The organism is Mesotoga infera (assembly GCA_011045915.1).
In the GTDB taxonomy this organism is placed as follows: Bacteria; Thermotogota; Thermotogae; order Petrotogales; family Kosmotogaceae; genus Mesotoga; species Mesotoga infera_D.
Genome location: DSBT01000106.1, coordinates 1 through 24,225 on the forward strand (window position 1 = coordinate 1; position 24,225 = coordinate 24,225).

The window sequence follows — 24,225 nt, forward strand, 5'->3', positions numbered from 1 at the left end:
TCCAGTGTCTGGATCCAGCTTGCCGATTAAGGTTCTCTTGGCTCTGGACTGTTGTTTTTCCCTGTCCCAATAGGCTTCGTTTTTGTAGACATATGTGATTCCAGTTTTCTTGTTCTTCTGATAAACAATTCCCATCTCTTCACCTCGTTACATACATTATAATATATAACGAGGCATAAATCTATAGAAAATAACTCTAAAGTAGTGTTTTCAATGCTTCTCGAAGGTTCTCATCGTTAGACTTTTCGGGAACTGAGGCTTCATGCTAAAATAAACAAATAGAAGGTGAGAGAGTGGCCAGAACGGAAATTGATGCCCAGATTCTTTTGGGTGACCTCGAGAGTATTCTTCAATATCGCCTCAAGAGAAGAGAAAAAGAGCGGATTTTTGACGCCTACGAATTCGCTCGCTTTCATCACCAGGAGCAAATGAGAGACTCAGGGGAACCGTTCATCAGTCATCCGATAGAAGTTGCCAAGATCCTTGCTCAGTTCTCGGCAGATAACGATACAATTGTCGCTGGCATACTCCATGATATTGTCGAAGACTGCAATGTGCCGCTTTCCGAAATTGTAGAAAAGTATGGCGAAACAGTGGCCCTTATTGTGGACGGCGTGACCAAGATAAGTAACCTGAAACTCAACGAGAAACTTGAATCAAAGATCGTCAAGTCGAGAATGAAAGTAGAGACTCTGCGCAAAATGCTTCTGGCGCTTTCCGAAGACCCGAGAATAATTATCGTTAAACTTGCAGATAGACTGCATAATATGAGAACGCTGGACTTCCTGAAAGATTCCGAAAAGAAACGCGACAAGGCAAGGGAAACGATACAGATCTATGCTCCCATTGCTCACAGAATAGGTATGCACAAGATTCAGGCTGAGCTTGAAGATCTTTCTTTCAAGTATGAGTACCCAGAAGAGTTCAAAGAATTGAAGTTCAAAGTCAATAGAAAGCTAAAAGAACGCCAAGACATAATGGACGAGTACAAGGAGATTGTGCTTCGGGAGCTCAGAAAGAATAGAATATCCGCGTTGATTGAAGGCAGAGTGAAACATCTATACAGTATATGGCAGAAAATGATAAAGAAGAATAGATCTTTTGACGAAGTATTCGACCTGATCGCTCTCAGAATAATTACTGGAGACGAAGTCAACTGCTATAAAATACTTGGGGCAGTTCACTCTCTTTGGCCTCCGATGCCCGGTAGATTCAAGGACTATATTGCTGCTCCAAAATCGAACGGCTATAAGTCTCTCCACACAACCCTGATTACTCACAGGGGTGAACCTCTCGAGATCCAGATAAGAAGCGAAAGGATGCACAAGGAAGCCGAATACGGAGTAGCCTCTCACTGGGTTTATAAAGAAGGCATCGACGTGAGAGACAGAACCTGGTTCACTCAGCTTGTTGACTGGCAGAAGGATTTCATCGAAAGCTTCAAGGACATGGAATCTATTTCTCGAGAACTGGAAGTCGAGGAGGTATTCGTATTTACACCAAAGGGTGAGGTCGTTCATCTTCCAAAAGGAGCGACACCAATAGATTTTGCTTACGCTATCCATACTGAAGTTGGCCATCATTACGCTGGAGCGAAGGTAAATGATCGACTCGTTCCCGTCAACTATGAGCTGCAGCTTGGAGATAGAGTAGAGGTAATAGTTAACAAATCGAGCGAAGGTCCAAGCCTTGATTGGTTGAAATATGTTCGGGCAAATTCGACCAAGGCCAAGATAAAGAGATTCTTCAAGAATGAATACTCCGCGAAACTGGTAGAAAGAGGCAAGGAGATATTTAGAAAGATAAGTAAGCGGCTTGCCGTCTCAATGGACGATTTGATACAGGGAGAACAGATAAAGTCCCTAATGAACAGGCTCGGTGCGCACAACGAAAACGATCTTTTCAGCAAGCTTGGAGATGGTTCGATAACAATGGGAGAGGTTCTTAGCATTCTTGCGCCCAAAGAGGTAGAGGTCGAGACTCTTCCTGAAGAGACGGAATTGGTCAAGCAGAAACAGGCAAAGGGAAATGAAGTGACAGTTGGAGGTGAGACGGGGATTGCCGTCTATTTTGCAAAGTGCTGTACGCCACTCCCGGGAGACGACATAATTGCAGTGATGAGCAGTAGGGGAATTTCGATTCACAACCGTAACTGTCGCAATTTGAAAGACATTAGCGAGGATAAACTGGTGGAGGCGCATTGGAATATCGTTACTGGAGGGAAATTCAGCGCCTGGATAGTAGTGGAATTTGATGGCACGGACAAAACACTGATTCACAAATTTCTTGAAAGACTTGAAAACAAGAACGCAAAAGTAATGAAGTACTCCGTTGAAGCAGGAAGATGGGGATATGATACACTGATTGCGAATATCCTGGTGAAAGACGTTGCCCATCTTACTTCAGTAATGGAGAGTCTCAGGGGCATGAAGGGTGTTCAGAATGTCAAGAGATTTGGAGGGGTAGCGTGAGGGCTGTAGTTCAAAGAGTTAACAGAGCAAGTGTGTCAGTAGATGGTAAAGTAACGGGAGAGATAGATAAGGGACTTCTGGTGTTGGTGGGTGTTGGCAGGGACGATAGTAGCAAAGACGTGGAATGGTTGGTAGAAAAGACTCTGAACCTGCGTATTTTCGAAGATGAAAACGGGAAAATGAATCTTTCACTAATAGATGTCTCGGGAGCACTTCTTGCGATTTCGCAGTTCACAATTATGGGAGATGCTAGAAAGGGTCGACGACCCTCTTTTACTGATGCCGCTGAGCCAGAGGTAGCCATAGATCTCTTCAACGATTTTCTTCAGACGGCGTCTAAGAGTGTGAGAGTTGAGACGGGGGTCTTCCAGGCACACATGGATGTGGAACTTGTGAATAGTGGCCCCGTGACGATCTTACTGGATTCAAAGAGAGTATTCTAGGAGGTGTACTTGTGAAAAGATCCTTGAAATTTCTTCTTATCGTGATAATGGTGTCGGCGATCGGGGCAATTGTAGTTTCTGAAAGCGGTGCAGGACCTTCTGAGCCTGCTAAAATCGCATTTGCCGATATGCAGAAAGTTCTTGAAGCTACAAAAGATTGGGTGACTTTGAACACCGATTATCAGAAAGACACAGAGTTCTATCAGGGTCAGCTTGACAGTCTGAGCAAGGAGTATCAAGATCTGGCAAATTCTGGAGCAGGACAGGATGCTCTTCTGCAGAAACAGCAGGAGATTCTTGCCAAGAAAAGTCAGTACGAACAGACACTGGAAACTACTTACAGTGCAAAACTGCAGGTCATAATGGAGCAGGTTAACAAGCGAATTAGGGATTACGCAACATTCATCGGGATCGACATGGTTATTTCTAGTGAGATAGTCGTTTATGGTTCTGCCGCATATGATATTACCGACGCAATAATTGAGTATATGAAAGGTTTTCAGAATTGAGTGATCCTTCTTATCTGAAGTGCGAGCATCTTGACAAGCGCTACGGAAGAAGAAGAGTATTAAAAGATGTCTCATTGGAGGCATCTTCTCTTGAGGTGGTTGGTCTTCTGGGGCCAAATGGGGCCGGGAAAACAACCGCCTTCAAGTCGATTCTTGGAATCGTCATTCCTAACTCTGGAAGTATCTTTCTTGATGATGAAAACATAACGCATCTCCCAATTCATGAAAGGTCGCGGAGAGGAATCGCTTACCTCCCGCAAGAAACGTCGATTTTCAGAGGTCTTACTGTAGTTGAGAATCTGACAATGGTTATGAGGCTCACGGGTCAGGAAGACAATTGCCATGAAAAGGCAAACGAGATTCTTGACGAGTTTGGGATTCTTTCGCTGAAAGATCAAGTCGCTTCTCTTATATCGGGTGGAGAAAAGAGAAGACTGGAATTCGCAAGGACAATGACTCTTTCCCCGTCATTCATATTGTTGGACGAACCCTTCGTAGGAATTGATCCGATGACTGTAAAGGATATTCAGAAGATGATTAGGAAGTTGAAGGACAGGGGGATTGGAGTCATTGTGACAGATCACGACGTCTCTTCAATAGCCAAGGTTGTCGACAGGCTTTACGTTCTGTACAAGGGAGAAGTGATCTCCTCAGGCGACCCGGAGGCCGTGCTCGCAGATAGTCAGGTTGTAGAGAAATACCTGGGAAGTGACGAATGATGCTTCACGTAGCCGTTATTGGGTATTCGGGTTCTATCAACAACAGCCCCGTTAAGGAGCTTCGGAGTATTTGCGAAGAAGTTGGAAAGTTGCTTGCCAGAAATGGACATGTTGTCATGACCGGTGGAAGAGATGGAGTGATGGAACTCGTTTCGAGAGCCGCCTCTATAGAAGGGGGCAGGGTAGTCGGAGTTCTCCCTGCCGGCGATGAAGGCAACAATCACAGTGAGATTAGAATTCGAACAGGAATGGATTTTGCTTTGAGATCATTGATACTCTCCAAGTCTGCCGACTTAGTAATATCTATGGGGGGTCAGGCCGGGACACTACTCGAGATTATTTCTTCGTACTCATACGGACGTCCAGTAATACTTATGGAGAATACAGGCGGTTGGACCGACAGGATCAGATCGGTACTTATAGATGATAAGTATCTGGACGAGAGAAAGACCGTCGAAATAAGAGTGGCATACAGTATCGAAGATCTTGAGAGGTTTCTTGAGGAGGCTGACAATGGTAAGGTGTAGATTTGCGCCAAGTCCTACCGGCAATCTTCATGTTGGTGGTGTAAGGACAGCGTTGTTTAATTGGTTATTTGCGAAGAATCAAAGTGGAAGTTTTGTGCTGAGAATAGAAGATACCGATACTGAGCGTTCTGAGAAGATATTTGAAGATCAGATTCTCTCCTCAATGAAATGGTGTGGTCTCGACTGGTCGGAGGGGCCGGACATTGGTGGAGACTACGGACCTTATAGACAAAGTGAACGAGTAGAACTAGGCTTCTACGATAGATATGCTCAAGAGCTTATTGAAAGAGGACACGCGTACTGTGCTGTCTATTCAAAATCCGACCAGGAGAGTGTATTGCGGACCTCGGCTGAGATTCCACGTTTAGCAGACGATGAGGTCTATACCGTCAAATTCAGGATTCCTGAAGGTAAGACTGAGTTTTCTGATCTTTCAAAGGGGGAGATGACCTTTGAGAATGAGAACTTCTCTGACTTCATAATAATTAAGTCCAATGGATTTCCTACCTATAATTTTGCAGTGGTCGTCGATGATCACATGATGGACATCACTCACGTTTTCAGAGGGGAAGATCATCTTACAAACACTCCCAGACAGATAATGATATACAAAGCCCTAAACTGGGAATCACCAACTTTTATGCACATACCGCTGATTCTTGGGAGTGACAGGGCTCCTCTTTCAAAGAGACATGGCCACACGAGTGTAGATCATTTCAGAAGGGAAGGTTATCTCAGTGTAGGATTGATGAACTATCTAGCCCTTCTCGGATGGACAGTTGATCAGGAAATCTTCGACTACCATGAGAAAGTCAGAGATTTCATTCCTTCCGATATCTCTAATAAGGGCGTAGTCTTCGATTACGAAAAGCTAGAATGGATCAATGGAAAACACTTGAGATTGCTCGAACCCGAAGAGCTGATCGTGCAGTTTGGACTGTGGTTGAAGTTTACAGGGAGATTTGACTACTATGCCAGTATCGAAGCCGATCAGTTTTATTCTAGAGAAGTCCTTGCAATGTCCAGAGAAAAGATCAACACTCTTGAACAATTATTCGATTTCTCGGCTCCCTTTTTCAGCGATGAAGTCGATTATCAAGAGGACTACGTTGTCAAATATCTGCACAATGAATGGAGCAAGGATCTAATATCTGCAGCAATTAGGAAGTTCGAAGACGCGTTTGATTGGTCTGTTGAGGCTGTTGAGAAGATCGTAAGAGAACTTGCGGAGGAAAAGATCACGTCAAAGAAGAATACTTTCCAGACTCTAAGAGGGGGGGTAACGGGCAGACTCGTGACTCCAGGACTTTTCGAGACTATTTCAGTGCTTGGCCGAGATAGAGTTCTGGAGAGATTGGAGAGTCTGCTCGAAATGATAGAGTATGAAGAAGGGAATCTCTCTGATTGAGATGGTCGTCTCTCTTGCTGTGTCAGCGTTGCTGCTAATATCCATTTTCAAGATAGCGAATTTACAACTGGCAATGTCATTCAGCATAGTGAAAGAAACAAAGGCATACATGGCTTTATCAAGAACCTTCGATATTCTTGAGAGGGACCTCTCGCGTTCAACCGGGAACTTCTCCTGGGGAATTTCCTTCATCAGTTTTGACGCGATTATTGAAGGCGAATATAAGAGGATTAGATATTACGTTTCCGGCAACCGAATAATGAGGAGATCAGGTAATTCATATAACACGGTGACTGAATTTCGGAAATCGGCTGGCTTTTTTGAAGAAGAAGAGATAGTCAGATTCATTATCGATGAAAGAGAAATCCTGATTGGGATTGAAGGTGGATGAAATGAATCCAAAAGAAATAAGAAAGATGCTTCAGGCAATTGAAGAAGAGATTTTCTCAAGGGCCGAAATGAATCTGAAAGAGATGTTGGATTCACCTTCGGCATATGTCAGGGCAAGGGCTGTGAAGTCTGCCTCCGATAGAGAGATGAAGATAGAGAATATCGAATCCTTTCTAGAAGATCCATCACCCGAAGTTAGGAAAAACACTGTTGCTTCGATGGCAAAAGCCGGTGAGGGTCGCGACACTATACTCAAAGCTTTGGATGATCCCTCAGACCTGGTTCGCAGTGCAACGGCAAAAGAGCTTACTGAGTTTGGCTATGAAGATGAAGAGCTGGCGAGAAGAATTGCCGCAGATCCTTCAAAGAAGGTTAGAAAGACTTTTGTAATAGCTCTTGCAGAAGCTGGAGAGAGAGAACTTCTCAAAGAGTTTGACGAGGATCCCAGCAATGATATTCGAAGGATTCTGGCAGCCTTCAATGGAGAACTCGAACTGAAGGAAGAGGAGCTTTCTTCACTGTCAAGAAAATTCCAGAAAATCGCCTTGCTTTCAAAACTGGGTCAACGGAATTCGGCTACTGCTGAAAGAATGATTGCTCTTCTAAAAGACTTTCGTGCCGCCAATATTAAGCAAACCCTAGTCGAGACTTTTGAGTCATTTCCTGAGGAGATCTCGCTTCCTATACTAAGAAAGCTCATCGAATCAGAGGATAGAACCGTTGCAATAGCTTCTCTGAAGACCTATAGAAAAATCAAGGGATATGATGTTTCTCTACTGCAGGCTGCAGAAAAGTTCCTGGATTCGGAAGATGAAGAGATGAGATTCGTTGGGGCTCAGTATGTCAAGGGTTTGGTTGAGCCTTCCGCAGCTGAGATTCTTCACGCTGGACTGGAGGATCCCTCTGACAGGGTGAGAGCCGTGTGTTTGGAGGCTTTGGCTAATCTCATGGATCATTCTATTGAGGATGTAATAGACGAGTCGCTCAGGTCTACATCATCGAGGCTAAAGAAGGCATCATTGAGAGCAATAAAGAAACTCAAGACCGTAGATACTGGAGACCACGTTGGAAGGATTCTTTCTAACAGAAAAGAGGAGCTTCAGACAAGAATTCTTGCTTCTTCAGTAGCAGGCCTTCTCAAACTGGACGGTCTTATCCCGCATCTTGAGGGAATAGTGCTGGATGCTTCCAACGAAAGCCGTCTCAGGCTAGCGTCTGCCCGAGCCATGGCAAGGATCAATCCTTCTCGTTTAGCAGACCTTTTTGGCTTTACAGTATGATGGCACTCAGAATTGAAAAGATCGTTACTAGTAGAATAATCGAGTCGTTTGAAGACCAGCTCTTTTCCCTTAGGCTAGTTAATCTATGTCCGGGCCTGTACCCCCTAATCTGAAGGGCGGCGGCAGTATCCTGAGCCTTCTTCAGCGATGTCGTAATTACCGGGATCACTACTGATAGCGAGTTTTTCACTCTTGAAGGAAGTTTTCCTTTGTCGAACTCAACTCCCCTCGCCTTCTGTGCCATGATTATCCGGTTTGTTTGAAGAGAGATAAGCGGGATGAACGTAAGCGTCAATGAAAGTGCCATCCCAAGTTCAGAAGACAGTTTTCTGCCGGCAGGAAATTTCCCAATAATCTCTTCAATAGAAGAAGAGATTTCGAGGGGAGACGTCGTGAGTGAAAGTATTATGCTGAAAAGCACGGCAAGAATCATTCTCGCCGAAAGCACAACAGCGTTAATCAAACCTTCTTCCGTGATTCTCAACACTTTTAGGTCCAGCAAGACCCTTCCGTGAGAGAAAAAGATCTGAAAGACCACAATCAACAAGATCAACAACCTTATCCCGCGGAGCGTCTTCATGTACTCCCTGAAAGGAACGGCTGAAAGTCCGGAGAGAACTATCCAAACCGATAAGAAGACTGTGAAATCCGAAATCCCGCTCAGAAAAAGAGAGCCTACTGCAAGCGAAACAAAGGATATGGTCTTTGCTACTGGTGACAAGTTGTGAATAATTGAATCAACCGGAACGAAACGCCCAAGTGGAATTCCTACCAAACATCTCTCTCCCTATAGCGAACAAAGCTAGTCGGTGTTTCCCACACCGCCACTTCATATAGCTCGTAATGGCTCCCGTCAATCCTGGAAGCCAGGCGTTTAAATATCCACTCAGCGATGTTCTCTGCTGTCGGCTGAGGTATAACGTCATTTATGTATGCGTGATCGAGTAAGCTCAACACTTCCGACTTGACTATTTCTTTGAGCTGCAGAAAATCGATGACCATATCCTCTTGATTCTTCTCTCCGGCAACTGTTATCTGAAGCTTATAAGTGTGACCGTGGAGCTTCTCACATTTTCCGTGGTAACTTGTCAGATTGTGAGCCGCATCAAAAGTGAACTCCTTAGTTAGGAAGAACATGGGTCTCTATCACCGTCCTTTCTCACTACCAATACAGACTCTCCATGAGACTATCATATCGTATTCTCACTTGTCAGAAGGGTTAACACCAAGGAAATGCTGATGATTTGTTTTGCGCTCGAGCGGAGGAGTCTCTTTTACGGATACCAGCATCGGCGTTCCGCTGCACAATGAAGAAAGAGAAAGACTAAGAGTGAATAGGTCTTGAAAGTGATTTGTTGACCACAACAGATGCTCAATGTGGGAAGAGACTAGCAGAGCAAAGGATTTCTGAAGAAGTTGCCGATAATTATTTTCTGACAAACCGGTCAGCTATCTCACTCTATAGTTAGATAACTGTGGAATTAGTATGACTATGTTTGACATTCATCTAACAATGTGTAATAATAGCAATGTAAGAGATGTATCGAACTGGGGAGGGAAGATAGGTGTCAGAAAATCGGATCAAGTCGATGAAGGAAGTTTCAGAGCAGATAGAGAAAGTGAGAGTTGAGATTCTCAAGACGAGATCATTCATAACTTTCTGAGGGAATGCTGGAAAATCACGAGAGAGCTTTCGGGCTCTCTTTTTTGTTTAAAGTCCTGCCGTTAGGCGCACTTTTGTGAGGCCAACCGAGAAAGAGCAATGTCGCGACGTTCGCTCCGCTCACGAGAAGACGAGAAATTCATGAGCCAGTCACGTTCGATGGCCAGTCGCACTTCGTGCGGCCGGTCTTTGCTTGGCAAAGGCCAGCTCTGCTCCGAGTGCTAAGAGCCGCTTAGCGCTGGGAATAGCCAAGAATCGAAAATAGGTACTGATCGAGTACTAAGGTCCCATCTTTCGTGATGGATCGAGATCTTTGCCAGCGGCAGCGATCCTCATCTTTACGAGGACAGATTCATGTTCTTGGACGGTTGTCGGAGGGCTACTCTTCAGCGCTTGCAGAGGCTCTTAATTTTTGATAGTCGGGAGGTGATTCGGCTTGCTGCTAAAGAGATGAAAAAAAGGGTCTCTTATGAGACCCGAAGTCATCTTTCTTTCCGTGGGGGAAAAGGGGGGTTGCTTGTATATCGCGATTCTACTGGTGTAATTAATTCATAGAGCTAAGAAATTTCCGTATCTCGCAGAAGCCGATCTCGCCTTGTCGATTTCTTTTTGAACGTCTTTTCCTATTCTCAGTGATCTCTTCTTCACTATCGACTCCTCCTTCTGCTTTCGTTCGATTCATCTCTTACACTGAGATCATAACACTGTGTTTGATGATTGTCAAACTGCCCCTGTTAAGTATCGATGAACTTCTAACGATTTATCAATTAAGTCGCACCGGATTCTCTGATCATGCATTTCGGGTATCGATGGTGAAAACCATCGGTTGTATGGAATGTGGAACGAAGAGGGTCTTGCAGTGCAAACAGTGAAGGTCGGTTCAATGTCTCTCTAACATTATCTATGCTATAATTCAATACAAGTCGAACTGGAGAGGTGTATTCCTTGAAGATCATACCGGGATACGTTGAACTTGTCGAGATTTTAATGGCGTGCGGCTTTGCGGATAGAAAGAGTTATTACAATGCGGTGTCTCATGATCTTGGATTGGATTTCGAGCCTGGAAGAGAACTTGCGGAATTCCTTGATCAGGTCAACAGTAGCGAAGACTGGTCGATAAGGATGGCGGTCGATGTCTTTTCTGAGATCAAGGACAGTGTCATTTTCTTCTGCGACTTTCCGGATGAACCTGGGCTAGAAATACTTCTTGAAGATTCTATCGAAAGTCTAGCAAGAAATTTTGAAGACAGAGCCAGCTGCGTTGTCGCCAGTATAATGTTGAACAATCTCAATCTCTCTCAAGAGGACGTACGCAAGACACTACAGGGAGATCTGAGCATTGTCTCCGATGCTGTTGAAAAGGCAGAAGATCTTTCAGAAAACACAACTTGGTTCATAACCCAATTAGTAAAATTCCCAAGACAATCAAAGGAAATCCTTCTCTTCGCGTTGAGCGAACTGAAGAAATACTATGAGCAATCTGGCTTAAGAAAGAGGAATCGTGACAAAGTCGTCGAAAGGCTGAAGGTATTCAAAGCCGAGGAGTGTGAGGAAGTGGCAGAGGATTTTCTTGAATTCTACGGAATCAGGGCTAGAGAGGACCTACCCCTTCACCTGCTTTTTCAGAATACTCTGAAGTACTCGGGAATCAAGTTCTCCAGCGTCTGCAATACCCAGCTTATAGTTTTCAGTGAGCACTTCAAGCAAATTGGAGAGATTATGAATCCCGTTATAAATGACAACACCCTCAGACTGTTTCTAAGAAATCTATCCGATCAGACAAAAATGCAGATCTTGAAAGCTATATCCGAAGATTCGAAATATGTGGATGAGCTGGCCAAGCTTGTTGGTCTGTCAAAAGCGACTATTTCATACCATCTCTCAACTTTAGCAGAACTCGCACTCGTCACTGGCCGCAAAGACCACCGGCGTGTGTATTTCTCGTTGAACAAAGAGCGTCTTGAAAAGATACTCAGAAGGCTTGAGACGCTTTACGATGAAGGTGATAGTTGATGGAAATGATAACCGGGTATTTCGAAATATACGACTTGACAATGGCAATTCAGTTTTCGCTCAACACAGGACCGGTCGAGAAAGTGCTTAAGACATTGGGAGTGGACTATGAACCTGCTGCTCAGCTAATGGAATTTCAAGAATTGCTGCTGAAGGACGGAGAATGGTCGACAAGAATGTACACAACCTTTATGAACGAGCTAGGCGTAATGGCTCCAATTCTCTTTCCGATAAGGCAGAAACTTCTGGATGGGATGATTGTGAATATTGAGGAGAGCTTGAACGTAAAGGATGAAGGGCTTGAGTTAATAAAGGATCGCTTCATTCAGGTCTTTGCCGACAGGAGGCTAAGGATTTCCCACCATGATCTGAAAAAAATGATATTTGAGGAACCCGAGAGGGTTTCGAAAGCGGTTGAGGTAATCGGCGGCACAAGTGCAGATACTATATGGTTTATCAATCAGCTGCTTTTCTTTCCAAAGACCGCAATGGATTTTCTTTCTTCTAACACACTTAGAATTCTCGATTACTATGAACGTAGTGGGTTAAGAGAGTTGAACATGGGTCTTGTTAAAGGTTACATAGAGAACAATTCACCGCAGAAAGTGAAAGACGCTTTTTCGAACTTCCTCGACTACTACGGCATTACTCTTGATGAGAGCAAACCTCTATACATAACACTTCAGAATTCAGTGCCCCACACAAACTCTGGTCTGATGACTTATCCGACGTTTCATCTCTTGATAATGGGCCTTGAAGAGGTTACGGAAGACTTCTCGGGGAGAATTCCAGAAGAAGTTAGGTTAAGAAGCCTCCTAAAAGTGTTGTCTGATGAGACGAGATTCAAGATCCTGAAGAGACTGAGCAAGGAGCCGGCCCTGCAAAGAGATCTGGTTGAATTCACTGGTCTGGCCAAGTCGACGATTTCTTACCATATGGGGCTTCTTTTCAAATCATCGTTGATCGATATAGATCCATTTAGTAGCATAATCTGTGTGAGAAGAGAGACCATAAGCAGGGCAGTAGCAGACATAAGAAATCTGTTGAATATAAAGGAGAAGAAATGATTGAAGCGGCAATATTCGATATGGACGGAGTGATTATCGATTCGGAGAAGATCTATAGACGAGCTTGCACGGAGCTTGTAAATGAGCTTGGCGGGAAAATCAGCGTCGAGTTGTTTGAGAGACAGATGGGTCTAAAGATGTCTGAAACCCAGAAAGTTGTTGTCCGGATGGCAGGGCTTGAAATTGAGCCTGAGGAGTTCGGCAGAAGATACATGGAAAGATACTTGAAACTTGCCAGAGAAACATTGGCTCCAAATCCAGGATTATTGAGCCTTCTTGATTTCCTGTCGGAAAAGGTAAAACTGGCTATAGCATCGTCTACAGAGAAGGTGGCAGTAGAGGAACTCATGAAGAAGATTGGTGTGCTAGATTACTTCGAAATAATTGTGGGTGGCGATGAAGTGGATGAATCAAAGCCCTCGCCTATGATCTATCTTAGAGCCTCGGAGTTTCTGGGAGTCAGTCCTGAAGAGTGCATAGTCATTGAAGACTCGCCAAATGGCATCAAGAGTGGTATTCGGGCTGGAATGGAAGTGCTTGGAGTTAGACACGGAGAGAATGCTAACCTTGATCTGTCAGCTTCAAGTCATGTATTTGATGATCTCTACGGAGTCAGGAAGTACCTTGAAACGGTTCTTAATGGCAAGGTTTAATCGAAAAGAATACCTTCCAAACGCTTCAGATTCCTTATCTCAACTGTATTTCTGTCAGGCATAAAGATGATTCCTTCTCTCTGTAACTCAGAGAAATTTCTGGATACTACCTCTCTCGTTGATCCCATGAGGTTCGCCAGCATCTTTTTTGAGCAGGGAAGCTTAAAGAAACGAGTCTCCTTCTCCAGAGATAATTCCAGCAGATAACTTGCGATCTTCTTCTTCACGGTTGCCAGTGAAAGCATTTCAATGATACCCGAAAGGTTTAAGGTCTTTTCTGAAATGCTTCTCAGATAGGACAACAGAAAACGCTGGTTTTTGAAGGCCCTTAGAAGTACTTCTTTCGGGATATTAAGAATCTCCGAATCTTCTTCCGACACTACGTGTGAAGCATATTTCCTTCCAGCAAATACGAGAGCTTCGCCAAATACCTCTCCTTTCTTAAGGTGTTTAATGATCTGTTCCTGGCCAGAAGGAAGTAGCTTCGATATTCTCAATTTGCCTTTTAGAACTATGCTAAGCGAATCGCATTTGTCTTCTGGCGTGTAGATGATTTGATTGCTCAAAGAAGTTATTGTCCGTGAACCCGAAAGTACTTCTCTTCTTTCCTGAGAAGTCAGATCTCTGAAGAGATCGACAGTATGTAGCATCTATTCACCAACTCTGTACCAGTAAAGGTATTCATCATGAAAACCAATCTTCGAATATAGGTTTATTGCATTTCTATTCGGTTTATCGACCTGAAGATAAGCAATCTTTGCGCCTCTTTTCCTACCCACTTCCAGGAGTTTTTCAGTTATTTCTCTTCCATATCCTTTTCGCCGTTCGTTCTCTCTCACAGCTATTCCAAATAATCCCACAAAATCACTCTGGATGACGGCAAAACCGCAACCGACAAACCTCTTTTTCTTTTTCAGAAGCGCAAACGCGCTTTTCTGAGGGAGCAATGCTAACAGTCTTTTTGCCCATGCTTTATTTTCTCTTGCCCTCTTATTGAGTGAGAAGAATACTTCAAGCCATTTGTCTTCTGGACTGGGGAGGACATCCAAATCGGAAAGATCACGGGGCTGACCAGCAATAACCTTTGTCATTACCAGAGCCCGATCCCGTTCTTCAAATCCTAGTTCTCCAAGTACACTATCGAGACAAGCTGGTTTTGAATCTGATGTAAGTTTGAACATCGGAGGAAGCCCTCTCGAATTATAGAAATTCTTGGCCTCTTCGATCTTGCAATCTAACGCTTCGAAAGTTTCATATAGCGGATACACTGAGTTTGCCCTATTTGTGTATCCACCAGCGTATCTCATAATCCACCCATCTCTAAACCTGGAGTCAATCGCGGGCCACGAATTAAGAGAAATCTCTTCAAGCATTCGAATTCTTGACATAATGCCTCCGATCTGCATAGTTTCCTTACTGAATCCAATAAGAACCATCTGAATTACTTGTGCAGTTGAAGTGGCGAAAACAGCGAAAACTTCTACTATTGTTCTTGATAAACGTCTTCAAGTAGCTCTCACCAGCAACATAATACTCCAACTTGCAATGAAATTTTCACAACGATAGCTGCAAAAGGTGCGAATAGCTGGCAGAAAAAACAATCGTCTTCCGGGAATTCGACTTTTTGGATCCCCTTGGGTCTAGTGTTGACTAATTAGCAGTCAGTTTGCTTGACTCGCTTGAGGCTCCCAGGGGACTTCCTCCCGACAAGTGTGATCTGTCATAGTTCTTTTTCAAGAAATCTTCTAATACTTTCGACAATTGGTTCAATGGACTTCCTGCTGGTGAAATCGACCGAAGTCCTGTATGCTGCTAGCATGCCCTTCTCATCATCGGTTAATTCTTCACCTCGCCTCTTCTTAGCTTTGAGTTTCATCTTCAACATCGACATCAGGATCTTGTCTCTGAGCTTCAGCTTCTTGAAGTCAAAACCTCCCCTCAGATGGTAGTATTCCGCGAGACTAGCCATTTCCAGGGAAAAATTCTTCGCCTTGATATCTTCAAGCACTTCGGGCTTTGCTGGAGACGCTCCGACAGAGAAGACGATCACTTTCTTATTCTTGAGAGTCTCTATGCTCTTCTTAATTTTTGATAACCCAATGATGCCTGTGGCGTATAGCGATCCTCCATAGACAATAACGTTGTAATTGTGGAGATTCCCGGGATTGAAGTCATCAACGTTAAATATCTCTGCTCCGACTTCTTCGGCAATCCAGGTTGCATACTTCTTTGAGCTTCCATACTTGGTCTTGTAAAGCACGACTACTTTTGACACATTATTCCTCCTTATGACTTGCATAGATGTGCCTATTAATTTTAGCAGTAGATTTCACTGTTGGCTCATCAATGCAAATCTCAAACAGATTCCCCGAACTCCCGACTCAGAGGAGTGGTTTCATTCTGACAGTTATCGCTTGGAAACTTGTTATCTAGAGAATTCTAATGTAGAATTGAGACGCTTACCTTACTAAGGAGGCTTGCGATGATTCGAAAATTCATAGCCTACTATCGGCCACATGTAAGGCTATTCATACTTGACATGGCTTGTGCTTTCATGATTGCGGGAATTGATCTGGTATTTCCCAGGTTCACAACATTAGCGCTAGATAACTATATACCTTCCGGGAATATGGGAGGGATTGTCATTATCGCTGTAGTTATGGCGCTGCTCTTTGTTCTGAGAGCAGTTTTCAACTACGTGGTCAACTATTGGGGTCATGTTGTGGGGGTAAGAATGGAATACAACATGAGGAAGGACATCTTTTCTCATCTTCAGACGTTGTCTTTTAGCTATTTTGACAAAGTTAGAACAGGGAAGATTATGTCCAGGATAGTGAACGATCTGCGAGAGATTACAGAGCTTGCGCATCACGGTCCTGAGGATCTCTTCATTTCGACAGTTACTTTGGTTGGGGCTTTCTTGATTTTGATGCAGAATGACTGGAGGTTGACTCTTGTTGTTTTTTCCTATATTCCTTTTATGATCTGGTATGGCGTCAAGAAGAGACAGAAGATGGCAAAGGCATTCAGATTGGTGAGAAAGAAAATTGCCAACGTTAACGCACAGCTCGAAAACAGCATTTCCGGAATTAGAGTTGCTCAGTCATTTACCAATGAGGAGTTCGAAAAAAACAAGTTCGATCTTGGGAACCAGGAGTTCAAAGAATCAAGGCAGTTCGCTTTCAAATCGATGGCAGAAATGACTACCGGTATCGATCTGATGATGAACATGCTAAAAGTGACTGTTCTTGCATTTGGAGGTTACCTGACTTATTCTGGTGAAATAACCGTTGGAGGCTTTGTTGCTTACTTTCTCTACGTCGATCTATTTCTGCAGCCGATAAGAAGACTTATGCAGTTTGCGCAGCAATATGAAGACGGCATGTCTGGTTTTGAAAGGTTCGTGGAGATAATGGAAACTAAGTCCAGCATCACTGATTCTCCCAATGCGATTGAGTTAACCGATGCTAAGGGAGACATAAGAGTAGAAGAAGTATCTTTTGCATATGAGGGCGGAGTGAACGTCCTTTCCAATATTAGCCTCCATATTCCTGCGGGGAAAATGGTCGCCCTTGTCGGACCTTCAGGAGGAGGAAAAACGACACTTTGTCACCTGATCCCAAGATTCTATGATGTCACGGGCGGAAAGATTACAATAGATGGAACAGACATTCGTGACGTTACTCTGAATTCGTTGAGGAGCCAAATTGGGATTGTTCAGCAAGACGTTTTTCTTTTTGCGGGAAGTATTCGGGATAATATTGCTTATGGTAAGGGCGATGCGTCAGACGAAGAGATAATTGAGGCAGCCAAAAGAGCAAACATCCATGATTTCATTCTGAGTCTAGAACACGGATACGATTCATACGTCGGCGAAAGAGGCGTTATGCTTTCCGGAGGACAAAAACAGAGAATATCGATAGCCCGAGTGTTCTTGAAGAATCCGCCGCTTCTAATCCTTGATGAAGCGACTTCCGCACTGGACAATGAGACGGAACTCAAGATACAGGAGTCCCTTGAAGCTCTTTCGAAGGGACGCACTACCCTTGTAATAGCCCACAGGCTTTCTACAATAAAGAATGCCGATGAGATAGTTGTGATAACCAGTGAGGGGATAATCGAGAGAGGCGGCCACGATGAACTTCTTGAGAAGGGCGGACACTATGCAAGACTTTATAGAGCGCAGTTTAAGGGCTATATACCCGATATGTGATCGCTTCTTTCGATAGTCGAGTATCCGTCAGGTAGACTGGGACAGCTGGACAGACTATTCGAGGGGTCTTTTTGATTATCTGGGAATGAAATTCCAAGACAATCACAGCAATTCATGGACGTTTGTCAATAATGATGATCCGAGGAAGCAAGTTGCACACGATCTGGCAATACTGAAGAATACTGTATTCCTTCCAGAGTTGATTCATAGAGTTTAGTTTTTTCACTGTTTCCCGTTCATTAGACCTTTCGGTTTGGAGAAACAGCTTTTCACAACCTCCACAATTATGGCTGGCGGATTGTCTGCTAAGGTTTATTTGTTATACTTAAGTGCTAGCCGGAGTTCCGTGGAGGGATGCTTATGGATATTGAAAGGGAGTTTCTTTTCAGATGGTATGAACGGCAGCTGCTAGTTGAAGGAGTGACAAGATCTTTCCTTCTGGGACTGGCAGAAGAGACATTCGGCAGACTCTCGGGTACTATGGAAGAGATGGTTGCGGAATTGTTGATAAGGAGCGGTCTTTCCGGTATTACAAGAGATTTTCCAAGACAAACGATTCTTCCGTTTTACTCTCCTTTGGTCTACAGGCAGAAAGAAACCATGGAATTCAGAGATGGAGATGAAATAGGGGTTTCGGAAGATGGTGGGAAGAAAATCGTAAGCTTTCCACATACTCTGCCGATAATGTTTTCTCCGGTAATTGCCGGAAGAGTTTTTTTCTGGTTTATGAATAAGGGTTCAAGTACGACTCCCGTCAAGAAGCTTCCCTTGAATCTCGAGAAGATCTCCAGAAAGGGAAGGGTAATGGTTGTTGGCGCTGGGGGATTAGGAAGTCCGCTAATAAAGACCTTACTCGAGAACGGCATTGATGATATCTGCATTATTGATCCCGGAAAGGTAAAACTTAACAATTTGCACCGACAAATATTGTACGATTATGGTGACGTAGGCCTTTCAAAGGCCAGCGTTCTTGAGCGAAAGTTATCTACTTACTATAACGGGGTCAGGGCCAAAGTCTATGAGAGAGAGTTTGATCCGGGTTCAGTCAAATCGGAAAGGCCTGATATTGTTGTGAGCTGTGTTGATAATTTTGAGACTAGATATTTGATTAATGATGCCTGTTATCGCAACGGTATTCCCTATGTCGATTCGGGAGTTGAAGGTTCGAGCGGATATGTGATGTTAAGAGACAGAAGGACGCCATGCTACAGATGTTTCATGGGAGACAACAGGATAGATACAGAGGCTTCCAGAGGCATTCTATCATTTACGAGTTACTTTGGCGGGTTGTTAGAAGCGGCTATGGTGACTAGCTACCTTAATGACAGAAGTTATGAAGGCAAAGTCTTCTGGTTCGATCTGAAAAGAAACACATTCGAAGAAATATCTGTTGAACGCAGGGAAGACTGTCCGGTTTGCTCATTAGCGAAGAGGTGACTCTTTTGGAAGTCGTCTATGGAGACAAGAAGTGGAATTTCGATAGAGATCTGAGTTACGGAGAACTGATAAAGGAGACTCGACTTGGGCGGGTCTCTGTTCTGGTTATGGTGAATGGTCGACTGGTAAGGAACGGGGAAATGATCCCGGCGAAGTCGAGAGTTCTTATAATCAGTGCTGCTAACGGAGGATAAACCGGCGTATACCGGAGCATACTTGCGCATAAGAACATATAGTGCTTTCTTTTGACCGCCATCGTTTGGTGGGCGAAATAGGTTTTTTTGTGCGGAGATTCTTTTGAATGTAGAATTTCAGATGGATAGCTAAAAATAAATGGAGGTGGAGAAATTGGAAAAGAAAAAGGTCTTGATTCTCGGTGCGGCCGGGAGGGACTTTCATAACTTCAATACTTACTACAGAGACAATGAAGAGTTTGAAGTAGTAGCATTCACGGCGACGCAGATTCCCGGGATTGATGGAAAGAAGTATCCTGCAGAGCTCTCAGGTAAACTCTATCCCAATGGTATTGCGATACTGCCGGAAGAGGATTTTGGAAGGCTTATAGACGAACACAAGATTGATCAGGTAGTACTTGCCTACAGCGACCTTCCGCATCAGTACGTTATGGAAAGGGCAGCAATCTCAAATGCACATGGTGCGGACTTCATTCTTCTGGGACCCAGCAAGACAATGGTTAAGTCATCGAAGCCTGTCATCTCTATTTGTGCTGTGAGAACGGGTTGTGGCAAGAGCCAGACAACTAGAAGAGTCCTGGATATTCTAAGAGAAAGGGGCAAGAAGGTTGTATCTATTAGGCATCCCATGCCTTATGGAGATCTTGTGAAGCAGAAGGTTCAAAGATATGCAGATTACTCGGATCTCGATAAGTATGAGTGCACTATCGAAGAAAGAGAAGAGTATGAACCTCATATAGATCGGAAGGCAGTCATTTACGCCGGTGTCGATTACGAGGCGATTCTCAGAGAAGCAGAAAAGGAGGACGTTGATGTCATAATTTGGGATGGAGGAAACAACGACTTCTCTTTCTACAAGACAGATCTTTACATAACGGTGACCGACCCTCACAGAGCTGGTCATGAGACCACCTACTACCCCGGCTTCGCAAATCTCATGATGGCTGATGTTATCGTCATCAACAAAGAGGAAACGGCTTCTCCAGAGGATATCGACATTGTTCGCCAAAACATAGCAAGATTCAACCCAAGTGCAACAGTAGTTGATGGAGCTTCACCGATTACTATAGAAGGTGGTAAGTCTTCCGAAATCAAGGGCAAGAGAGTTCTTGTCGTAGAGGATGGTCCGACTCTCACACATGGTGGAATGAGATACGGAGCAGGTTGGGTGGCAGCCAAGAAGTTTGGTGCTGCAGAGATAGTTGACCCGCGACCATATGCTGTGGGATCTCTTATCTCCACTTACGAGAAGTATAACCATCTTGATCAGATCCTTCCTGCAATGGGATACGGCGAGAAACAGATGAAAGAGCTTGAGGAGACAATAAACAAGGCCGATGTTGATCTTGTGATAATCGGCACTCCGATTGATCTTAGGAGAGTCATTGATATCAAGAAGCCTGCCGTAAGGATTGGCTACGAGCTTCAGGAGATCGGAAAGCCTGATCTGGAAGACGTGATTGACGACTTTCTTAAGAAGCACAATTTATAACTGTTGAAGTATGAAGGGGACCGATCAATCGGTCCCCTTTATTTATGATCTACTGCTTTTTCTTAATGGGGACGTAGATATAAAGCTCAGAGTCTTCTTCCCCGGTAAACCTCTCGTCATAGAACTCAAACTCATTCAGCCCAATCGGTTCATACTCGGAATTCTGAAACCACTTTCCGTAGATGTACTCGTAAGTTTCCTGCAGAGAATCCAGTTTTCCATTGTGAGTGAAGACCGCGTACGTCGCCTCGGGTATTACTGCCCCAACCATTCCTTCGGGAATGTTCTCCAGACTGGAGACTGCCACCGATGCAATATAATCGAACTTTCCGTCAACGAAGTCCTCTACGCCAGTACACATCAGCCCGTAGCTTTCCTTAACCGATATGACGTTTTCAATCTCGGTATGCCTCTCCATGAAATCTCTCCAGAGCTTCGGGCAATTGTTCGCTGGATCATTTCCGTAGTACTTCAGGCCAATCACTTTGAATGCAGGTTTGTGAACGATTTTCGGTTCCATTCTCATTCCTCCCTTTGTGCCCATCAGATCTCTCTTAGACAGTCTCTTTTTCTGAGTAACGACGAAGTGTAGTCCAAGCCTGCGATACTTGCCAGGCGTAACATAGTATTTGCTCTTGAATGCTCTGGTAAAAGACTCTTGCGAATCGTAGCCTAGCTGCAAAGCTATCTCCAGAATGGTCATCGAGGTTGTCGCAAGTTTGTCGGCGGCGACACTCAATCTTCTACCCTTGCGGTACTGGCCTATCGTCTCGCCCACAGTGTGGAAGAAGATTCTCTGGAGATGAACTGATGAGTAGAAGCTCTCTGAGCATAGATCGTCGAGAGTTATCTGAGATGAAAGGTGTTCCTCAATGTAATCTATAACGGAGTTCACACTATCAATGTAATCCTCTTTTAAGGAAGTGTCTCTTGGCATCACTCCACCTCCGCTACAATCATCTTAAAGATTATACAAATATGAGCGTGATTGTTCTTGATCGAAAGCATCATAATGGAGTTTTTTCCCTAGCTGAACCAATACAAAAGCAGTTCAAACTGAATGAACTGTCAATTAAGCAACGTCAGAAGTCAACAAGTCTTTCAAGCTTCTTAGCCGCTTCTATGGTGGTACTTACTTCTTTCGGTAGAGGGGGTATTCCCTCGAAACCCGTTCTTCTGACGAAGTCGATCAACATTTTTCTCAGTTCCTCGGGGTCCCAGCTAGACAGTTTGTCCAAAGTATCTACTCCGGCATCGTAATATAACCTTACCCGAACTCCCTTCATTCCTTTAAGTCTTGAGAGATCCGAGAGTTTCAGGTATTCAAGTATCCTCTCCATTTCAATACCGGTTTGTGCAGCCAGACTTTCTCTCAGTTCAGGTGAACGCGCAGCCTCTATCATTTGATAGGTGCTAGCTATATTTGCTTTTGCCAGCTTGTCCACGACCGTTCTATCGCAGTTTGAAATCTGATCGAGTCTTAGTGCCTTCCTCTTCGCTGAAATTTCTTTTTCACGAAGTTCCGAAGCAAGTGCAGCAAGGGAGGGCCTTGAAAGAAAACTGAAATAAAGAGCGATGCTTCGAAGCTTCTTGCTGAGAAGATTCTCTCCTTTTCCACAGGCGTCGACGAATCTTAGAATGTCATCTTTATCAGTCTCTTTGATAGACTTACTCCTGATGTTTTGGAGGAATTGTTCGAACAAGGCGATATCTGCTATTATGGTATCAATAACACTCTGCTTCTTTCCTTTCTTTTTAAGGAAAGCTGCAAAATCTGCCCTAACTGTCATCCGATCACCTCTATCAGATGCAAAGTGCGGAACGCCGGCAGAGAAGTTGGCGGACGAGATACGCTGTCAGGTGGATCATACAGGAGTGATTAGAGGGCTTCAACAGTGATTTTTGGCAGGAGATTCATTACATCATCGAACCTGCAGAGTTCGGTACCTGGGGTCATGACGGCAGCAGAGCTCGCTGCTCCTGCCATTTTCAAAGAAACCTCTCTTTTCTCTCCCAATTCTCTTGACAAGCAGTAAGCCGCAAGAAAAGAGTCTCCTGCCCCCACTGCACTCTTGACTGGAACTTCGGGCACCCTTATTCGATAGAAGCTTCCACCGATAAGTGCAAGGGCTCCCTCTCCTCCCATAGTGAGAAGGACCTCCTCGATCGAATATTTGTCTGAGACCTCAGATAGAGCTTTTCTTATATCGGTCTCTCCATGAAGTTCCCGATTCAACAATCTCTGCAGTTCATGCAAATTTGGCTTGATTCCTCTGGGGCCAGCTTTAACGCCTTCGATTAACGGCTCTTTGTCGGAATCGATGTAGACGTTGACTCCAATGTTTCTCATCCTTGAACATAGTCGAGCGTATATATCGCTGCCTACTCCTTCAGGAACACTTCCGCAGATAAGAAGATAGTCTCCTTTTCTCAACAAGGTATCGATCGTCTTGCACAGCTTTTCTATTTCCCTTTCCGAAATTACCGGGCCTGGGAGACTCATCCTGTATTGACCGCTTCCAGTCTGTATTAGAATGTTAGTCCTTGTTTCTTCTTCACTTCTTACCGTTGCATAAACGACTCCCTCGTCATCGAGCATTTCTTCTATGATCTTTCCTGTATGACCTCCAAGAAAAGCTATTGAGACCGAATGGCCTCCCAGTTCATTTATTACACGTGATACGTCGACACCCTTACCTGCAGGGTAATCCTTGACTCTATCTACCCTTACCGTATCATCCTCGATTAAAGAGTCTGTATATAAGAATCTATCGAGCGCTGCGTTCAAAGTCAGTGAGAAAATCACTACTTGCACCTCCTATATTCTGCCGAGGCGGTAATTGATAATTCCGAGTACAACAATCACGCTTGTCTCGACCCTCAAAGTTCTTCTTCCCAAAGAAACGGAAGTGCATCGGGTTGAGATGCCTCTTATCTCCTCCGGTGCGAACCCCCCTTCGGGTCCTACGATCAATCGCAGTTTTCTTACAACGGCAAGTTCTTCTTCTACTTCTGCTAAAGGCCTGCCGCTGAATTCCAGAAGCACGTTGAATGATTCTTCAAGAGGAAGAGTCTCGGATATTCTAATCTCGGGAATGTAAGGATTAACACTCTGCTTTGCAGCTTCCCTTGCGACCGCATTGAGCTTAGTCAGCTTACTCTGATCAACTCTGGAAATCGATCTGAGGCTGCTGAACAGTTCTATTCTATCAACTCCCAATTCCGTAGCCTTCTCTATCAGAATATGCAGCCGTGGCCACTTCGTCGCTGCCACGGCTATAGTAATACTCTTATCGTCTCTATCGATGTATTCGCTCTCGATGACAATTCCCGAAGCAGATGATTTCCCAAGTTCTTCGAGAAGAAATCTGTAAATCGTTCCTTTGCCATCAATGCCCGTCAGCTTATCACCGACTTTTGCTCTAGTCACTCTGAGATGCTTTGTTTCATTGCTGTCTAGAATAACTCTGTTGTCTTCGGGCAGAACAAAGAAAGCATTAGGCAACTAACCAATGACCTCCTGCCTCATGTATGGTACGAGGGCTTTGGGCACATCGATCTTTCCGTCACTTCTCTGATAGTTCTCGACTATTGCTACGAGAGTCCTTCCAACAGCCAGTCCCGAGCCATTCAAGCAGTGTACAAACTTCAGTTTGTTGTCACTGTCTCTGAACCTTATGTTGGCTCGTCTTGGTTGGAAGTCCTCGACGTTTGAGCAGGAGGAAATCTCTCTATAAGTGTTGTAA

The 24,225-nt window shown here is 44.2% G+C and carries 25 protein-coding genes; 15 read left to right on the top strand and 10 right to left on the bottom strand.

Features of this window, described 5'->3' with window-relative positions:
• The first annotated feature begins 293 nt into the window (after nt 1-293).
• Genes ENN47_03550 through ENN47_03585 form a run of 8 tightly spaced genes read left to right on the top strand, consistent with a single transcriptional unit; the run spans nt 294 to nt 7,747 of the window.
• Nucleotides 294-2,471 carry a bifunctional (p)ppGpp synthetase/guanosine-3',5'-bis(diphosphate) 3'-pyrophosphohydrolase gene (locus ENN47_03550; GenBank protein HDP77256.1) on the top strand — a complete coding sequence of 726 codons (2,178 nt, stop codon included), beginning with the start codon at nt 294-296 and terminating at the stop codon, nt 2,469-2,471.
• Nucleotides 2,468-2,914, top strand: a complete 447-nt coding sequence (locus ENN47_03555; protein HDP77257.1) for a D-tyrosyl-tRNA(Tyr) deacylase — start codon at nt 2,468-2,470, stop codon at nt 2,912-2,914. Before ENN47_03550 ends, ENN47_03555 begins: the two co-directional genes overlap by 4 nt.
• An 11-nt stretch (nt 2,915-2,925) precedes the next feature.
• Nucleotides 2,926-3,423: an OmpH family outer membrane protein gene (locus ENN47_03560; GenBank protein ID HDP77258.1), complete on the top strand. Its 498-nt coding sequence runs from the start codon at nt 2,926-2,928 to the stop codon at nt 3,421-3,423.
• The gene (lptB, locus tag ENN47_03565) at nt 3,420-4,142 is read left to right on the top strand and encodes an LPS export ABC transporter ATP-binding protein (GenBank protein HDP77259.1); all 723 of its coding nucleotides are present in this window, start codon (nt 3,420-3,422) and stop codon (nt 4,140-4,142) included. The genes ENN47_03560 and lptB overlap by 4 nt, the downstream gene beginning before the upstream one ends.
• On the top strand, nt 4,139-4,669 hold the full coding sequence (locus tag ENN47_03570) for a TIGR00725 family protein (protein ID HDP77260.1): 531 nt from the start codon (nt 4,139-4,141) through the stop codon (nt 4,667-4,669). Before lptB ends, ENN47_03570 begins: the two co-directional genes overlap by 4 nt.
• Nucleotides 4,656-6,077, top strand: coding sequence for a glutamate--tRNA ligase (locus ENN47_03575; protein HDP77261.1), 1,422 nt, complete (start codon nt 4,656-4,658; stop codon nt 6,075-6,077). Before ENN47_03570 ends, ENN47_03575 begins: the two co-directional genes overlap by 14 nt.
• Complete coding sequence (locus ENN47_03580) at nt 6,052-6,468, top strand: hypothetical protein (protein ID HDP77262.1); 417 nt, start codon at nt 6,052-6,054, stop codon at nt 6,466-6,468. The genes ENN47_03575 and ENN47_03580 overlap by 26 nt, the downstream gene beginning before the upstream one ends.
• Nucleotide 6,469: 1 nt before the next feature.
• Nucleotides 6,470-7,747 (top strand): hypothetical protein, encoded by a 1,278-nt coding sequence (locus ENN47_03585; GenBank protein HDP77263.1) that lies wholly within the window; start codon nt 6,470-6,472, stop codon nt 7,745-7,747.
• On the opposite strand, the gene ENN47_03590 is transcribed toward ENN47_03585, so the two are convergent.
• Together ENN47_03590 and queD are read right to left on the bottom strand one after the other, a co-directional pair.
• Complete coding sequence (locus tag ENN47_03590; protein ID HDP77264.1) at nt 7,737-8,522, bottom strand: energy-coupling factor transporter transmembrane protein EcfT; 786 nt, start codon at nt 8,520-8,522, stop codon at nt 7,737-7,739. The two genes, ENN47_03585 and ENN47_03590, sit on opposite strands and share 11 nt — an antisense overlap.
• Nucleotides 8,516-8,884: a 6-carboxytetrahydropterin synthase QueD gene (queD, locus tag ENN47_03595; protein ID HDP77265.1), complete on the bottom strand. Its 369-nt coding sequence runs from the start codon at nt 8,882-8,884 to the stop codon at nt 8,516-8,518. The genes ENN47_03590 and queD overlap by 7 nt, the downstream gene beginning before the upstream one ends.
• A 1,471-nt stretch (nt 8,885-10,355) precedes the next feature.
• On the opposite strand from queD, the gene ENN47_03600 reads away from it, so the two are divergent.
• Genes ENN47_03600 through ENN47_03610 form a run of 3 tightly spaced genes read left to right on the top strand, consistent with a single transcriptional unit; the run spans nt 10,356 to nt 13,143 of the window.
• Nucleotides 10,356-11,423, top strand: a complete 1,068-nt coding sequence (locus ENN47_03600) for an ArsR family transcriptional regulator (protein HDP77266.1) — start codon at nt 10,356-10,358, stop codon at nt 11,421-11,423.
• The gene (locus ENN47_03605; GenBank protein HDP77267.1) at nt 11,423-12,490 is read left to right on the top strand and encodes an ArsR family transcriptional regulator; all 1,068 of its coding nucleotides are present in this window, start codon (nt 11,423-11,425) and stop codon (nt 12,488-12,490) included. The genes ENN47_03600 and ENN47_03605 overlap by 1 nt, the downstream gene beginning before the upstream one ends.
• Nucleotides 12,487-13,143 (top strand): HAD family phosphatase, encoded by a 657-nt coding sequence (locus ENN47_03610; protein ID HDP77268.1) that lies wholly within the window; start codon nt 12,487-12,489, stop codon nt 13,141-13,143. Before ENN47_03605 ends, ENN47_03610 begins: the two co-directional genes overlap by 4 nt.
• Here ENN47_03610 and ENN47_03615 read toward each other — a convergent pair.
• The 3 genes from ENN47_03615 to ENN47_03625 all read right to left on the bottom strand — a co-directional run bounded on the left by ENN47_03615 (nt 13,140) and on the right by ENN47_03625 (nt 15,418).
• On the bottom strand, nt 13,140-13,793 hold the full coding sequence (locus ENN47_03615; GenBank protein HDP77269.1) for a Crp/Fnr family transcriptional regulator: 654 nt from the start codon (nt 13,791-13,793) through the stop codon (nt 13,140-13,142). The two genes, ENN47_03610 and ENN47_03615, sit on opposite strands and share 4 nt — an antisense overlap.
• Nucleotides 13,794-14,549 (bottom strand): GNAT family N-acetyltransferase, encoded by a 756-nt coding sequence (locus ENN47_03620; protein HDP77270.1) that lies wholly within the window; start codon nt 14,547-14,549, stop codon nt 13,794-13,796.
• Nucleotides 14,550-14,863: 314 nt separating this feature from the next.
• Nucleotides 14,864-15,418 carry a flavodoxin gene (locus tag ENN47_03625; GenBank protein HDP77271.1) on the bottom strand — a complete coding sequence of 185 codons (555 nt, stop codon included), beginning with the start codon at nt 15,416-15,418 and terminating at the stop codon, nt 14,864-14,866.
• A 207-nt stretch (nt 15,419-15,625) separates the two neighbouring features.
• Between ENN47_03625 and ENN47_03630 the strand changes: the two genes are divergently transcribed.
• From ENN47_03630 to ENN47_03645, 4 genes are all read left to right on the top strand, one after another.
• Complete coding sequence (locus tag ENN47_03630; GenBank protein HDP77272.1) at nt 15,626-17,356, top strand: ABC transporter ATP-binding protein; 1,731 nt, start codon at nt 15,626-15,628, stop codon at nt 17,354-17,356.
• A 360-nt stretch (nt 17,357-17,716) separates the two neighbouring features.
• Nucleotides 17,717-18,793: a ThiF family adenylyltransferase gene (locus tag ENN47_03635; GenBank protein ID HDP77273.1), complete on the top strand. Its 1,077-nt coding sequence runs from the start codon at nt 17,717-17,719 to the stop codon at nt 18,791-18,793.
• A 5-nt stretch (nt 18,794-18,798) separates the two neighbouring features.
• A complete protein-coding gene (locus ENN47_03640) occupies nt 18,799-18,987 on the top strand; it encodes a hypothetical protein (protein ID HDP77274.1) in 189 nt (62 codons plus the stop codon).
• Between the two features lie 154 nt (nt 18,988-19,141).
• A complete protein-coding gene (locus ENN47_03645; protein ID HDP77275.1) occupies nt 19,142-20,479 on the top strand; it encodes a GTPase in 1,338 nt (445 codons plus the stop codon).
• 49 nt (nt 20,480-20,528) lie between these two features.
• On the opposite strand, the gene ENN47_03650 is transcribed toward ENN47_03645, so the two are convergent.
• The 5 genes from ENN47_03650 to ENN47_03670 all read right to left on the bottom strand — a co-directional run.
• Nucleotides 20,529-21,416, bottom strand: a complete 888-nt coding sequence (locus tag ENN47_03650; protein HDP77276.1) for an AraC family transcriptional regulator — start codon at nt 21,414-21,416, stop codon at nt 20,529-20,531.
• 145 nt (nt 21,417-21,561) lie between these two features.
• On the bottom strand, nt 21,562-22,269 hold the full coding sequence (locus ENN47_03655) for a DUF4332 domain-containing protein (protein ID HDP77277.1): 708 nt from the start codon (nt 22,267-22,269) through the stop codon (nt 21,562-21,564).
• An 89-nt stretch (nt 22,270-22,358) separates the two neighbouring features.
• Nucleotides 22,359-23,285 carry a 1-phosphofructokinase family hexose kinase gene (locus tag ENN47_03660; GenBank protein ID HDP77278.1) on the bottom strand — a complete coding sequence of 309 codons (927 nt, stop codon included), beginning with the start codon at nt 23,283-23,285 and terminating at the stop codon, nt 22,359-22,361.
• Between the two features lie 12 nt (nt 23,286-23,297).
• Nucleotides 23,298-23,984 (bottom strand): 16S rRNA (uracil(1498)-N(3))-methyltransferase, encoded by a 687-nt coding sequence (locus ENN47_03665; GenBank protein HDP77279.1) that lies wholly within the window; start codon nt 23,982-23,984, stop codon nt 23,298-23,300.
• A partial coding sequence (locus ENN47_03670) for a serine--tRNA ligase (protein HDP77280.1) occupies nt 23,985-24,225 on the bottom strand: 241 nt, incomplete at its 5' end. It lies immediately after the preceding gene.

Excerpts from the sequence above, each read along its gene's own strand:
- ENN47_03570 (HDP77260.1), top strand. The coding sequence starts at position 4,139 with ATGATGCTTCACGTAGCCGTTATTGGGTATTCGGGTTCTATCAACAAC.
- ENN47_03575 (HDP77261.1), top strand. The coding sequence starts at position 4,656 with ATGGTAAGGTGTAGATTTGCGCCAAGTCCTACCGGCAATCTTCATGTT.
- ENN47_03580 (HDP77262.1), top strand. The coding sequence starts at position 6,052 with ATGAAGAAGGGAATCTCTCTGATTGAGATGGTCGTCTCTCTTGCTGTG.
- ENN47_03585 (HDP77263.1), top strand. The coding sequence starts at position 6,470 with ATGAATCCAAAAGAAATAAGAAAGATGCTTCAGGCAATTGAAGAAGAG.
- queD (HDP77265.1), bottom strand. The coding sequence starts at position 8,884 with ATGTTCTTCCTAACTAAGGAGTTCACTTTTGATGCGGCTCACAATCTG.
- ENN47_03605 (HDP77267.1), top strand. The coding sequence starts at position 11,423 with ATGGAAATGATAACCGGGTATTTCGAAATATACGACTTGACAATGGCA.
- ENN47_03610 (HDP77268.1), top strand. The coding sequence starts at position 12,487 with ATGATTGAAGCGGCAATATTCGATATGGACGGAGTGATTATCGATTCG.
- ENN47_03615 (HDP77269.1), bottom strand. The coding sequence starts at position 13,793 with ATGCTACATACTGTCGATCTCTTCAGAGATCTGACTTCTCAGGAAAGA.
- ENN47_03620 (HDP77270.1), bottom strand. The coding sequence starts at position 14,549 with ATGCAGATCGGAGGCATTATGTCAAGAATTCGAATGCTTGAAGAGATT.
- ENN47_03630 (HDP77272.1), top strand. The coding sequence starts at position 15,626 with ATGATTCGAAAATTCATAGCCTACTATCGGCCACATGTAAGGCTATTC.
- ENN47_03635 (HDP77273.1), top strand. The coding sequence starts at position 17,717 with ATGGATATTGAAAGGGAGTTTCTTTTCAGATGGTATGAACGGCAGCTG.
- ENN47_03650 (HDP77276.1), bottom strand. The coding sequence starts at position 21,416 with ATGCCAAGAGACACTTCCTTAAAAGAGGATTACATTGATAGTGTGAAC.
- ENN47_03655 (HDP77277.1), bottom strand. The coding sequence starts at position 22,269 with ATGACAGTTAGGGCAGATTTTGCAGCTTTCCTTAAAAAGAAAGGAAAG.